The 13216-nt window shown below is 56.9% G+C and carries 14 protein-coding genes and 1 pseudogene; 12 read left to right on the top strand and 3 right to left on the bottom strand.

Features of this window, described 5'->3' with window-relative positions; all coding sequences use genetic code 11:
- Positions 1–126 precede the first annotated feature (126 nt).
- From glcC to K5K95_RS29545, 7 genes are all read left to right on the top strand, one after another.
- The gene (gene glcC, locus K5K95_RS29575) at positions 127–894 is read left to right on the top strand and encodes a transcriptional regulator GlcC (RefSeq protein WP_222587366.1); all 768 of its coding nucleotides are present in this window, start codon (positions 127–129) and stop codon (positions 892–894) included.
- Positions 894–1805: a LysR family transcriptional regulator gene (locus tag K5K95_RS29570; RefSeq protein WP_222587365.1), complete on the top strand. Its 912-nt coding sequence runs from the start codon at positions 894–896 to the stop codon at positions 1803–1805. The genes glcC and K5K95_RS29570 overlap by 1 nt, the downstream gene beginning before the upstream one ends.
- Positions 1806–1911: 106 nt before the next feature.
- Positions 1912–2841 carry a hydroxymethylglutaryl-CoA lyase gene (locus K5K95_RS29565; protein WP_222587364.1) on the top strand — a complete coding sequence of 310 codons (930 nt, stop codon included), beginning with the start codon at positions 1912–1914 and terminating at the stop codon, positions 2839–2841.
- Between the two features lie 25 nt (positions 2842–2866).
- On the top strand, positions 2867–4057 hold the full coding sequence (locus tag K5K95_RS29560; RefSeq protein WP_222587363.1) for a CaiB/BaiF CoA transferase family protein: 1191 nt from the start codon (positions 2867–2869) through the stop codon (positions 4055–4057).
- 10 nt (positions 4058–4067) lie between these two features.
- Entirely contained in the window at positions 4068–4592 is a 525-nt protein-coding gene (locus K5K95_RS29555) for a gamma carbonic anhydrase family protein (RefSeq protein WP_222587362.1), read from the top strand.
- 66 nt (positions 4593–4658) lie between these two features.
- A complete protein-coding gene (locus K5K95_RS29550; protein WP_222587361.1) occupies positions 4659–5975 on the top strand; it encodes an MFS transporter in 1317 nt (438 codons plus the stop codon).
- A gap of 54 nt (positions 5976–6029) precedes the next feature.
- On the top strand, positions 6030–7316 hold the full coding sequence (locus K5K95_RS29545) for an OprD family porin (protein WP_222587360.1): 1287 nt from the start codon (positions 6030–6032) through the stop codon (positions 7314–7316).
- A gap of 37 nt (positions 7317–7353) precedes the next feature.
- On the opposite strand, the gene K5K95_RS29540 is transcribed toward K5K95_RS29545, so the two are convergent.
- The gene (locus K5K95_RS29540; RefSeq protein WP_222587359.1) at positions 7354–7806 is read right to left on the bottom strand and encodes a winged helix-turn-helix transcriptional regulator; all 453 of its coding nucleotides are present in this window, start codon (positions 7804–7806) and stop codon (positions 7354–7356) included.
- A 125-nt stretch (positions 7807–7931) separates the two neighbouring features.
- Here K5K95_RS29540 and K5K95_RS29535 point away from each other — a divergent pair, with 125 nt between their 5' ends.
- From K5K95_RS29535 to K5K95_RS29515, 5 genes are all read left to right on the top strand, one after another.
- Positions 7932–8564 carry a class I SAM-dependent methyltransferase gene (locus tag K5K95_RS29535; RefSeq protein ID WP_222587358.1) on the top strand — a complete coding sequence of 211 codons (633 nt, stop codon included), beginning with the start codon at positions 7932–7934 and terminating at the stop codon, positions 8562–8564.
- Between the two features lie 435 nt (positions 8565–8999).
- Entirely contained in the window at positions 9000–9635 is a 636-nt protein-coding gene (locus K5K95_RS29530) for an NADPH-dependent F420 reductase (protein WP_222587357.1), read from the top strand.
- Between the two features lie 47 nt (positions 9636–9682).
- Positions 9683–10648: an SDR family oxidoreductase gene (locus tag K5K95_RS29525; protein ID WP_222587356.1), complete on the top strand. Its 966-nt coding sequence runs from the start codon at positions 9683–9685 to the stop codon at positions 10646–10648.
- A gap of 113 nt (positions 10649–10761) precedes the next feature.
- A complete protein-coding gene (locus K5K95_RS29520) occupies positions 10762–11382 on the top strand; it encodes an NADPH-dependent F420 reductase (RefSeq protein ID WP_222587355.1) in 621 nt (206 codons plus the stop codon).
- Positions 11383–11472: 90 nt separating this feature from the next.
- Positions 11473–11889 (top strand): nuclear transport factor 2 family protein, encoded by a 417-nt coding sequence (locus tag K5K95_RS29515; protein ID WP_222587354.1) that lies wholly within the window; start codon positions 11473–11475, stop codon positions 11887–11889.
- Between the two features lie 42 nt (positions 11890–11931).
- Here the strand turns inward: K5K95_RS29515 and K5K95_RS33415 are convergent.
- Both K5K95_RS33415 and K5K95_RS29510 read right to left on the bottom strand, forming a co-directional pair.
- Positions 11932–12138, bottom strand: a pseudogene (locus K5K95_RS33415) (LysE family translocator); the annotation flags it as partial.
- A 59-nt stretch (positions 12139–12197) separates the two neighbouring features.
- Positions 12198–12878 carry a polysaccharide lyase family 7 protein gene (locus K5K95_RS29510; RefSeq protein WP_222587353.1) on the bottom strand — a complete coding sequence of 227 codons (681 nt, stop codon included), beginning with the start codon at positions 12876–12878 and terminating at the stop codon, positions 12198–12200.
- Between the last annotated feature and the right edge of the window lie 338 nt (positions 12879–13216).

Genomic DNA, 13216 nt, shown 5'->3' with positions numbered 1-13216 from the left:
CGAACCAGTTTTTTAATAATGGTTTTGTTTGATAACCAAAAAAATTGATATTAAACATGGACATAAAATTGATGTTGATGACATATGATCGGGCCGGTTGAGCTGGTCATACCAGTTGGAGGTTCTATGGACGGCGCAGGCACCAGCCGTAATCTACAAGTGGCCGATCTGGTCTGTGAACGTATTGAACGTCTGATCGTGGACGGCGTGCTCAAGACAGGACAGCTGTTGCCATCGGAGCGTCGTCTGACGGAAAAGCTAGGTGTTTCCCGCACGGCACTTCGCGAGGGGCTGAAGCTGCTGCGCGCTCGCGGGATCATCGAGACGGAGCAGGGCAAGGGATCATTTGTCGCCAACCTTTCGGGGCATGGAGCTGCATCACCACTGATGCACTTGTTCAGTTCACAGCCTCGAACACTCTATGATCTGTTCGAGGTCCGCAGCTTGCTTGAAGGAGAGTCCGCTCGCCTGGCGGCTCTGCGCGGCACGGACGCTGATTTTGTCCTTATCACCCGCAGCTACGAAGCCTTGGTCGATGCCCACTCGCGATCTTTGGAAGCATCCGAACACGCTCGGCTCGATCATGCCTTCCATCTCGCAATCTGCGAGGCTTCGCATAATCCTGTGCTGGTGCAAACCTTGCGTTCGCTGACGGATTTGCTGCTCAACACGGTGTTCGCGTCGGTCAACAATCTCTATCACCGAGAACCGCAAAAGCGTCAAATCGATCGTCATCACGCACGGCTCTACAACGCAGTGATCGGCCGAATGCCGGAGCAGGCACGAAAAGCGGCCATTGCGCATATTCAGAGCATCTGCGAAAACCTCAAGGAAATTGAAGGCGAAGAACAACGTTTGATTCGGGCCACATTGCGACTTGAGGGGTGGGCGTAATGCAGCACCTGGATCATTTGTCCTTGCACTTGTTCATTCTGGTCTGTGAGGAAGGCACCATTGTGCGCGCCGGCGAACGGGCATTCATTGCGCCATCGGCTGTCAGTAAACGTATTTCCGACATTGAGGCGCGATTTGGTACACCGCTGCTAAAACGCAGCAAACGCGGAGTTGAACCCACTCCGGCGGGGTTGGCGCTGCTGCGGCACGCTCGGTCTCTGACGCGGGCGATGGAGCGGCTCGATAGCGAGCTTAGCGAATATGCTGAAGGCGCCCGAGGACATGTTCGGGTATTGGCAAACATCTCGTCAATTATGGAGTTTCTGCCGGAAGAACTGTCTGACTTCATGCTCGAGCACCCAAGAATCCAGACCGACATCGAAGAGCGTTTCAGTCCCGATGTGGTGCGAGGAGTGGCCGAAGGAAATGCCGATTTGGGCATTTGTCGACGATCAATGGCCGTGGGCGATCTAGAGTTTCTGCCCTATCGACAGGATCATCTGGCCGTCGTCGTAGGAGCAAATCATCCCTTGGCCGATCGCACCAGTATTGCGTTTGGAGAGACCCTCGCCTTTGATCACTTGGGGTTATCCGCTTTCGCCACGCTGAATAACTTTATGCGTAATGAAGCGACGCAGCATGGCCATGAGCTGCGGTTTCGCTCCTATGTGTCGTCGTTCGATGCAGCATTCCGCTTGGCGCAATTTGGGTTGGGACTTGCTGTATTCCCTCTGGAAGCGGTGGCTCGGTACGCACCGTTGTTTGAATTGCGCATCATTCCTCTGACCGACGATTGGGCGTTGGGTGAGTTTGTGATCTGTGTACGTGATCGGGATGCACTGTCGCTGTCGGCACGGCGGTTGCTGGATCATCTGCTTTTGCGCGCTCCACCGCTGCAATCCCGGCCCTGATCGCATCCATCGCGGTTGACGATGGATCAACCCGTAAATGACGTCTTTTCGCTAAACCTATGGCTCTCTAATCTGAAATCACGCTTCAGCCTGTGAGAGCTTTTTCATGAAAACAATAACAATCAACGAAGTCGGTATGCGTGATGGTTTGCAAAGCCTTCAAGCCGTTATGTCTACGTCTGCTAAACGACAATGGATCGATGCCGCCTATGCCGCTGGCGTGCGTTATATGGAAGTCGCGTCTTTTGTGCCCGCCAAATTGTTGCCGCAGATGGCCGATGCCAAAGAAGTCGTAGCCCATGCCTTAAGTTTTCCGGGGCTGGTCGTCACGGTCCTGGCGCCTAACCTGCGCGGCTGTCGCGATGCGCTAGAGTCCGGTGCCCACCGTATCATTGCGCCTGTCTCCGTAAGCGCTGCCCATAGCCTGGCTAACGTGCGTCGCACTCCGCTGGAAATGGTCGAAGAGTTGGCGCGGATGTGCCAACTGCGCACTGAATTTGGCTTGCACAACGTTCAAGTCATTGCCGGAATGTCTGTAGCCTTCGGCTGCACCCGCCAGGGTGATGTGCCATTGAGCGAACTCTGCGAGTTAACCGGGCACGTACTGGAAGCCGGTTGCGATCTGGTTTCCTTGGGGGATACCACGGGCTACGCCAATCCCGGCCAAGTGGCGACCACCTTGCAAGCCGTTCGCGCCATTGCTGGTGACAAACTCAGGGCTGCGCACTTCCACGACACTCGAGGTCTGGCACTTGCCAATAGCCTGGTAGCCGTTCAGCAAGGTATCACCGAGCTCGATTCATCATTGGCCGGGCTCGGCGGTTGTCCGTTCGCTCCTGGTGCTTCCGGCAATGCCGTCACTGAAGACCTGGTGTTCATGCTGCAGAGCATGGGCTACGAGACTGGCATCGACCTGGCCGCCCTGATCGCCTCACGGGACGTGCTTCGCGATGCGTTGCCGCACGAAACCCTCTACGGCTGCATTGCCCGCGCCGGTCTGCCACTCAATTACCCGTCAGCTGCCAGTCGCACCTGAACCTGTCCGATCGAGGGGAACAATAATGTCCAGGCTTCCATTGGACGGCATTCGTGTCGTCGAAATTTCGCACATGGTGATGGGTCCGACCTGCGGGATGATCTTGGGTGACCTCGGTGCCGAGGTGATCAAGATAGAACCGACCCGGGGAGACGGCACGCGCCGTCTGTTGGGTGCAGGTGCAGGTTTTTTTCGCACGTTCAACCGCAACAAGCAGTGTATTGCGATCGACGTCAATACTCCGCAAGGGCGAGACGCGGTGTTGGCGCTGATCGACACAGCGGACGTATTCATCGAGAACTTCAAGCCCGGCCGCATGCAGGAGATCGGCTTCGGTTACGCGGCAATTCGTGAGCGTAACCCGCGCATCATCTTCGCCTCGCACAAAGGCTTTCTCAAAGGCCCATACGACAATCGCCTGGCCCTGGATGAAGTTGTGCAAATGATGGCCGGCCTGGCCTATATGACCGGCCCGGCAGGTAGACCCCTGCGTGCCGGTAGTTCGGTAAATGACATCATGGGTGGCATGTTCGGTGCCATCGGTGTGCTTGCTGCGCTCAACGATCGTAATGCCACCGGTGTCGGTCGTGAGGTGCAAAGCGCACTTTATGAAAACTGCGTATTGCTCGCCGCCCAGCATATGCAGCAATACGCTGTGACAGGCCAGGCCGCCGCGCCTATGCCAAATCGTATAAGTGCATGGGCCATTTACGACGTATTCGAGTTCGCCAATGGCGAGCAGATGTTCGTCGCCGCCACCGGTGAAGGCCAATGGAACGCTTTGTGCCAGTTGCTGGGCCAGACCGCACTGCTAGACGACCAGACCCTCGCTACCAACAATGATCGCGTGCTGCAGCGGCCACGCCTTCTGGCTCACCTGGCTGAAGTCTTTGCCACCATGGACGCTCAAGCGCTGGCTCTGGAGCTTGAGGCCAACAGCATTCCGTTTGCACCGATTCGACGTCCCGAAGAGCTGTTCGAAGATCCTCATCTGCTGCAAAGCGGCGGCCTGGCGAATCTTGAACTCGAAGACGGATCGTTCACCGCTATGCCGTTGCTGCCGTTGTCCCTCGATGGAGAACGCCTGCAACCCCGCCGATCGATTCCGCGCATCGGAGAACATACACATAAGGTCATGCGCGAGTTGGGTTACAGCGACGAGCACATTGCTGAATTGTGTGCGGCGGGCGTTTTGAAAACCGACGTTCAAGTCTGAGGAGGCAGCAATGGCTATCTATCAGTTCGATGCGCTTATTCCTGTCATCCATGCCGAAACGTTCATCGCGGAAGACGCCACCGTCATCGGCAATGTCACCCTGGAACAGGGCGTCAGCGTATGGCCCCAGGCCGTTCTGCGTGGTGACAACGATTCGATTCGCATCGGTCAGCACAGTAATGTGCAGGAAGGGGCGGTGTTGCATGCGGACCCCGGATTTGCGCTGACGGTCGGCGAGGGTGTCACCATCGGGCATCAGGCCATGTTGCATGGTTGCACTATCGGCGATGGAGCGCTGATCGGGATACAGGCCGTTGTGCTCAATGGTGCGGTTATAGGCAAGAACTGCCTCGTCGGTGCAGGTGCGATTGTCACTGAAGGCAAGGTGTTCCCAGACAATTCACTAATACTCGGTGCACCAGCCAAAGTCGTGCGCGAACTGACACCTGAAGCGATTGCCGGCATGCAGAGAAACGCTGCTGACTATGTCACCAAAGGGCACATGTACAAATACAAACTGATTCGAATCAGCTGAACCCATTGAGCGAGGTCCTTAAAGGACGTTGCCTCTCTCCAATAATTACAACAATGGAGAAACATCATGGTTGCCTTGACTGGTGAAATTGCGCTTGCGCGCAATGAAGAAACGATCAACGAGCTGTTGCTTTATCGGCGTGTGGCTTGGCGCATCATGCCGCTAGCCATTATCTGCTTTCTATTCTCCTATTTTGACCGGATCAACATTAGCTTCGCCAAGACCCAGATGCAGCATGAACTGGGCTTGTCGGATGCAGCCTATGGTCTGGCAGCAAGCATGTTTTTTATCGGCTACGTGCTGTTCGAAGTACCCAGCAGCCTGGGCCTGAAACGTTACGGTGCGCCCGCCTGGATCTGCCGGATCATGGTTTCCTGGGGCTTGGCTACCGCAGCGATGATGTTCGCTTACACCCAATACACGCTCTACTTTTTGCGCTTTCTGATCGGCGTGATGGAGGCTGGTTTTGGCCCGGCGATTCTGTTTTACCTCGCTTGCTGGTTTCCCAAAAAACATCTGGCAAAAATGAACGGCCTTTGGTTCCTGTCAGTGCCCCTCGCAGGCGCCGTCGGCGGTCCCGCGGCGGGGATCTTGTTGGGCACGATGGATGGCGTTTTCGGCCTCGCCGGCTGGCACTGGTTGTTCCTGATGTCTGGGTTGCCATGTGTGGTACTGGGCGTGCTGGTACTGTGGAAACTGGACCGGGATATCGAATCGGCCAAATGGCTGAGTCGTGGAGAGAAAGACCTGCTGGCGGCCAATCTCGAGCACGACAAAGCCAACCAGAAGCCAATACTTGGCTCATTGTGGAGGGTGCTGTTGACGCGGGAGGTCGCGATCATGGCGTTCATCTATTTCGTGATCAAGACCGCTTCCTACGGCCTGAATTTTTGGATGCCGCATCTGATCAAATCCTCTGGTGTTCAAAGCCTGTTGTGGATTGGGATGCTTTCGGCTTTGCCTTACATCGTTGCCTGCATCGGCATGATCTGGCTGACCCGGCGTTCGGATCGTACTGGTGAGCGTAAGACTTACCTTGTCTGGTGCCTGATTGCGGCCGCGGTCGGCTACCTGTTGGCTTGCCTGTACTCCGACTCGTCGTGGGCCATGATGGCTGCGCTGGTTTTGGCAACCGCTGGCACGTTCATCGCTATCCCGATCTTCTGGACGATTCCTCAGTCGACCTTCTCGGGATTGGCAATCGCTACCGGGACAGCAGCAATCAATTCCGTAGCTCAACTGAGCGGCATGATTGCACCGGTGATGGTGGGCAAGATTAATGATGTTACCGGGAGTACCTACATGGGCATGCTCTCCATCGCGCCACTCATTCTGATCGCGTGCTTCATCGTCATGCGCTACGTCAAGAATCCAAAATCCTGACGAGATTGCTCATCCGCTTTCATACCTGACAATAACAATAAGAAAGGCAGAAACATGACTTTAATGACCACCAAGCGGGCATCGCTGATGCTCGCGACACTTTGCTGCGCTTCTCATTCGGCGGTTTATGCAGGTTTTATCGACGATGGAAAAGGCAGCCTGGAGCTGCGTAATTTCTATTTTGATCGTGATTTCCACGGTGATTCAGCAACCCAGTCCAGACGCGACGAGTGGGCCCAAGGTTTCATGTTGAAGTTGCAATCCGGTTTTACACCAGGACCGGTTGGATTTGGCCTGGATGCCGTGGGCATGTTGGGCATCAAACTCGATTCGTCTCCAGATCGTTCTGGTACGGGGCTATTGCCACGTGGAGCTGATAAGCGGGCTGTCGATGAGTATTCAAAGGCCGTTGGCACGTTCAAGGCCAGACTCTCGGAAACGGAGGCTAGAGTGGGTGGTCTCAGCCCTCAGCTGCCATTGCTTGCTTCCAACAACAGCCGGCTATTTGCGCAGTGGTTCAACGGCGCTCAAGTAGTGAGCAAGGATTTGGACAAGTTTACCTTCACGGTCCTGGAGGTCGACTCAACCAAGTTACGGGACTCTACCAACTTCGAAGACCTGACGGCGATGGCACAGCAGGGTGCTTACTCTACGACCGTCACCAGCGACCGGTTGTACTACGCGGGGGTTGACTATCAGCCGTTGAAAAGTCTGACGTTGAGCTTGCATACCAGTCAGCTTGAGGATTTGTTTCAGCGTAATTTCGCCGGATTCAAATACAAGATTGAAGCGGGCCCAGGTGAGGCATTTACCGAGTGGCGTTATTTTTCCGCCAAGGAGCAAGGCCGAGACTTGCTTGGCAAGGTTGATAACCGAACCTTGAGCACAAACTTCGGTTATTCGATTAAGGGTCACACCTTCAGCGGTGGCTACCAGAAAGTAAGCGGAGACACGGCCTACGCATATGTGGGCGGCACTGATACCTATCTGTTCAGCGAGCAGCAAATCAGTACGTTCGCATTGGAAAATGAACGCGCCTTGATGATGCGCTACGACTACGATTTCGCTGCACTTGGAATTCCCGGCCTGACATTCAATGTGCGTTATGTAAAGGGGGATCAGGTAGATCCCGCGCATATCAGCAGCGTCAAGGCCAGGGGCTTGCGTGCCTCGGGTGGAGAGGGTGAAGAATGGGAGCGCACGACTGACCTCAGCTATGTCGTCCAGTCAGGCACTTTCAAGAATGTTTCGCTGCGCTGGCGTAACGCAACAATGCGCTCGAATTTCGCGGATGCGGCGGATGAAAACCGCATCATCGTGGGCTACACCTTCGCGTTCTAGCCAATTGTTTTCAACCGAATCGGCCGCTGCCTCAAGCTCATCCCTTGCTCTCAGGAAACATGCATCCGCCACTGCGGACCAGCGCCTTCAACTCTTCGCTCACCTGCGTGGGGTCTTGAGTTAAACGGGTCACGAATTCCTCGAGGTCCCGTGCGTACGACTTCGAATCGTGCTTCGCGCTCCAAAGAACGATGTTGAGCACGATGGGAATGAGGTCCAGGCCTTTCTCTGTCAGCGTGTAGAAATCCTTGCGCCTGTCGTCGGGGTTAGGTGCCTTCGAGAGAACGCCTTGTCCTTCAAGGAAGGCAAGGCGGGACGCAAGGACATTGGACGCGATGCCTTCTTCCGATTTCAGGAACTGGCCATACGTCTTCTTACCCGCAAAAACGATATCGCGAATGATCAAGAGCGACCATCGGTCGCCGAAGATCTCCACGCCATAGTTCACTGCGCAATGGGACCGAATGTCTTCTTTAGATGTGGTTTTCATGGGGGGATCTTAACATCACTTGCATGGTGCAAGTAAATTCCTGTTATTCGCTTGCGCTTTGCAAGTGAAGCGACCAGCATGGTTAGGACATTGAACGCGAATACCCAGCCGTAAAGGAGATCCCCATGTACGACACAACCAAGTTATCCGAGTTGCTCCGGTTCGCACGCGTGGATGCAGGCTCCACCGTCATTGACGTTTACCCAGGCGACGGCGAATGGACCCGTCTGTTCTCCGACACCGTGGGACCAAAAGGGCGGGTCTACAGCTTTGTGCCAGCCGAAGTCGCCCACTTCAAGAACGATCCGCTCGGCAGCATGCAGGCGCTCGCGAAGGAGGCGGGCCGGGAGAATGTCGAAGCCGTCTCCGCCGACCTGACCGCGATGCCGGAGGTCACGCAACCGGCGGATGTCCTGTGGCTGCACCTGTTCTACCACGATCTCCACACTGATCTGATGAAGGCGAGGGGCGCCACGGCCGCCGACTTCAATCGAGCCGTCTATGAGCAGCTGAAGCCTGGTGGGGCCTACGTCATCATCGACCACGCCGCCGCCATCGGGACGGGCGCGAGCAATGCCCAGTCACTGCATCGGATTGAGCCCGCATCCGTTCGCAAGGAGGTGGAAGCGGCCGGTTTTGTACTGGACGCGCAAAGCACTTTGCTCGCGAACAAGGACGATCCGCACTCGATCAAGGCGTTCGATCCCGCCATCAAGGGCGAGACCGATCGCTTCGTCTATCGGTTCGTGAAGCCCTGACAGGTCACGACGCCGTCTTCATGGGAAGGGGTCGGTAGTAGCAGTCGACCAGGTGGCTTGGACAAGGCCATTCTGGTCGCGAGGTTTCTGATCTCGGGAAAGATACATCCGCGATTGCGGACCAGCGCCTTCACCTCTTTGTCGACCTGCCAGGGGCTTCGATTTAGTCGAGCCACCACCCTCATGATCAAGAGCGACCACCGGTCGCCGAAGATCTCCACGCCATAGTTCACTGCGCCAATGGAACCGAATGTCTTCTTTAGATATTGATTTCATTGGCGATTCTTAACATTGCTTGCATCGAGCAAGTAAATTTATGCAATTCACTTGCTTTTAGCAAGTGAAACGACCAGCATGGCTCGTAGGTTGAACGCAGTCGCCGGATCACGCCGGCAGTCCTTGAATGGTCAACCCATATCTGTAAGGAAACTGCACATGAGCACTATCAGCATCATCGGCTCAGGTGGCATGGCCGCAGCGATCGGCGGCCTTGCCGCCAAAGCCGGACACACCGTCGAGGTGATGAGTCGTGACGCCACCAAGGCGCGGGCGCTGGCCGAGCAGGTCGGAGATGGCGCGACGACAGGAACGTTCGGCGCCGCCCCGGCAGGGGATATTGTGATCCTGGCGGTTCCCTATTCAGCGGTTCTCGAGGTGGTGAAGCAGTACGGCGAAGAATTGGCAGGCAAGCTTCTTGTCGACATCACCAACCCCGTCGCCCCTGACTTCAAAAGCTTTGTGACCCCTGAGGACAGTTTCGGCGCGCAGGAAATCGCCAAAGCTGCGCCAGCCGGCGCCGAAGTCATCAAGGCGTTCAACACCCATTTCTCCCACGTCCTGGCTGCCGGTCCTGTCGAAGGCCACTCGCTGGACGTGTTCATCGCTGGAGACGACGCGCAGGCGAAGGCACGCGTCTCGGCATTCATAGAGAGCCTCGGATTACGCCCGATGGACGTCGGGCCGCTGCTCATGGCGCGAACGCTGGAGCACGCCTGCCTGCTTTCGCTGGGCCTCATTGCCCACTCCGTCAAGCACACGCACTTCTCAATCGGCGTCAGCCTTCTCGGCTGACCGCACCCGCAGCACCATTTTTTATCTCACTTACAAGGAACACCAACATGCGCGTTTTCGTAACTGGCGGGACCGGCCATTCCGGTCCATACATCATTTCCGACCTCATCGCTGCCGGCCACGAGGTCACCGCTTTGGCACGGTCAGACAGCGCGGCGGAGGCGATCACTGCGCTCGGCGCAAAGGTGCGTCGCGGTGATCTCGATGATCTCGAGGGGCTCAAGGAGGCCGCTGCAGCCGCCGACGGCGTGATCCACGTCGCGCACCGACAAGATCTGCTTCCGGTCGGCGGGATCGACGCTGTTGCCGCAGCGGAGATTCAGATCATGCTTGCATACGGTGATGCGCTGGCTGGAACGGGAAAGCCGCTGGTCGTGTCGGGCAGCATCGGTTCGCCGACTAACGAGGGCTGGCCGGTTCCTGGGCCACTCCAGAGCCGACCGGCGACCGAGGAGGATCCGGCTCTTTCTCCGGCTGGCGATCAATATAAGGGCTCGCTGCGGGTTCGGAACATCGTGGAGCTGACTGCAATCGGTCTCGCAGAGCGGGGCGTGCGGTCTTCGGTCGTGCGCATTTCTGAAATCATGCACAGCTCAACCGACAAGGCCGGGTTCCTTCAGGTCCTGATCGGGCAAGCAAAGGAAAAGGGCGTCGTTGGCTACCCCGGCGAAGGCTCCAACCGGTGGGCGGCAGTGCATGCCCGCGACCTCGCTACCCTGTTCCGTCTGGCGCTGGAGAAGAGTCCCGCTGGCAGATCCTGGCATGCGGTTGCTGAAGGGGCGATCCCGTACCGCGAGATCGCGGAGGCCATTGGCAGCCGTCTGAACCTTCCCGTCGTGCCCATTCCTGTGGACGTAATGATGGGGCCGGGCTTCTTCGGCTTCCTCGCGAACCTGGTGACGCTGGATACCCCGGCGTCGAACGCTATCACGCGCCAGATGCTCGGCTGGACACCAACGCAGCCCGGCCTGTTTGCCGATATGGACAACGGCCACTACTTCCCTGTCGCCTGAGTGAGCTGAGGCTGTTCGCCGGGTCGCAACAAGCCCGGCACACACGGGATATTAACCGGGGGAAGCCTGTTCAGAGACTGCGGGCAAGACCCCGACTCATTTGGAGATTACACATGAGCACTATCAGCATCATCGGTTCAGGAGGCATGGCTGCGGCCATCGCCGGTCGTGCCGCCAAAGCTGGACACACCGTCGAGGTGGTCAGCCGCGACCCTGCCAAAGCGCAGGCGCTGGTTGACAAGCTCGCTGCCGGAGCGACCACCGGCACCTATGGGGCCGCTCCTGCCGGCGACATCGTCATCCTCGCCGTGCCGTACACCGGTGCGGCGTCGGTGGTGGCCGATTACGGGGACGCGCTGGACGGCAAGGTGATCATCGACATCACCAACACGGCCTCGCCGGATCTCACGGGCCTCGTCTCTCCCGCTGGCAGTTCTGGTGCGCAGGAGATCGCCAGGATCGCCCCCGCCAGCGCGCATGTCGTGAAGGCATTCAACACCCTTTTCGGCCACGTCCTTGCCAAGGGAGGCGCCCTCGACGCGTTCATCGCCGCCGACGATTTGGAGGCCAAGGCGCGCGTCTCGACGTTCATCGAAAGTCTCGGGCTACGACCGTTGGATGTCGGTGGCCTGCACATGGCCCAGACGCTCGAGGCGCTCGGCCTGATGATGATCGGCCTGGCCAAAAACGGCGCTGGCACCTGGGACATCGCGTTGAAAGTCGATATCGGTTGAATCACCGACACCATGCTCCTCACCGGCAGGTCCACAAGGTATCTGATCAGAACGGACGCGATCAGATGCGAGAGAAACGGAGAGATTTCGATGAACGCACAAAAGAATGTCCAGGTTGTTAAGGACTTCTTCACCGCAATGGGCCGCAGCGATAGGCAAGGTCTGCTGGCGCTGACTTCCGAAGATATTGAATGGATCATTCCGGGCGAGAACTGGCCGCTGGCTGGCACGTATCGCGGGCACGCGGGATTGGCAGATCTGCTTCAGAAGGCTTCCGAAAAAATGGAAACATCCGTCATGGAGTTCCACGAGTACGTGGCGCAGGAAGATCGCGTTCTGGTCATCGGCTTCGCCAAGGGGAGAATCAAAGCCACGAATAAAACGTGGGAGGACGATTGGGTCTTCGCCATTACCGTGCGAGATGGAAAGCTGACGAACATCCGGGAATATATCGATACGCAAGCACTGGCGCGGGCCTCCAGGATGGATGCCGGCTCCAGGCCCTGACGCGAAGTGTGTCTCCTTCTTCTCGGATGAAGGAGGGGATTGCTAAACCAGCTGGCGGATCCCCAGAGACAAAATCAAACCACCGCACAGTCGATCAATTGCTTTTTTCCTCCCTTGATACCCGGCAGCAATCCTGGGTTGCGAAAGAGCGATTGCGACCATTCCATACCAGGTCATTGAAACCACCACCACAACTGCCAGCATCGACAAAAAGGTGCCTGGCGAAACGTGGGCCCACTGGGTAGCCGATTGACGAGTAAATCCACTAAAGTCTTCGCCCTTCGGATCGGCGTGCCAACGGTAGTGACCTAAAGAGGCGACTTAATGTTGTGTTGGATCTCCAGCATCCTGAACGTCACTTTTCCGCCCTCGGTGGGATAGCCGGTGTTGTCCTGCACATACGCACCCGCTTTGAAATACAGTGGTTTGGTCTTCCAGCTCGGGTCGATAGTGGTTCTCCAGTTGTTTCCTGCTGCGCTGATGCCCAGCGCGCCCTTCGGACTGAGATGGATCTGGTAGGAAAAGTTGCAGTCGAGCGGCACACCCGTCGCAATGGTAGTGACCTGGCCCTCTTCATCGTCGGGGCGCATGCGCACCTTGACGACAATGTTTCCCGTCGAAGCCGACGTTTTGTATTGGTATTCCAGTTTCACCATCGGGTTGTTGCTGTCCTTGTTGTGAATCTGACCAATCACGATCTTGCCGGTGCTGGGCACCTGATTGATGCTCAGACTCGCCCGCAGAATGTTATCTGCCGCTGAATACTGCCAGTTGCGCACCGTTCCATCGCTATAGGTTTCCCGCAACTCGCTACGCGGGTAAATAGCGTTGGCCGTCTTGGAACCGGTCACCGGTGCCCAGAAGGAAAGGGTAGTGGCTTCAGAACTGAAATACTGGTCTTTGAAGCCTTGCGCCAATCGAGGCGTTTCTATGGTGGCCGGTGGGCTGCCTTCAGGGATGCTCAAATTCCAAGTGGCGAGGTCGATCATGTCAATACTCCTGTATGCGGGGAATGCTGCGGCCACGGTTGCGCTCGAACCAACGCTATTGAGCTGTGTCAATTGGGTCTGCTGATTTGGAAATCCGTATGGCGGTAGATTGACGTCAAATGTTCGTCGAGGTGGTTAGTGCAGGCTTTGTGCCTGCGAGGGGCACCGTTCGTCGGCTATGTTGGGGGTTGATGGAACTAATCCGGGTTGCTTGGCTGCAACAGCGAATGGCCTAGCCATCAGCGATGGACGGGGCGGCCAGGACGAGTGCCTTCCGTCGACGGTAGAGGCCGCACGGCAATCGTTTTTTGCTGGCCCGCTTCCCTGTGGTGCAGCAG

This window comes from Pseudomonas sp. DR48 (genome assembly GCF_019823085.1).
Classification (GTDB): domain Bacteria; phylum Pseudomonadota; class Gammaproteobacteria; order Pseudomonadales; family Pseudomonadaceae; genus Aquipseudomonas.
The sequence above is the reverse complement of the archived record's forward strand: the minus strand, read 5'-3'. Positions and strand labels throughout refer to the sequence as shown.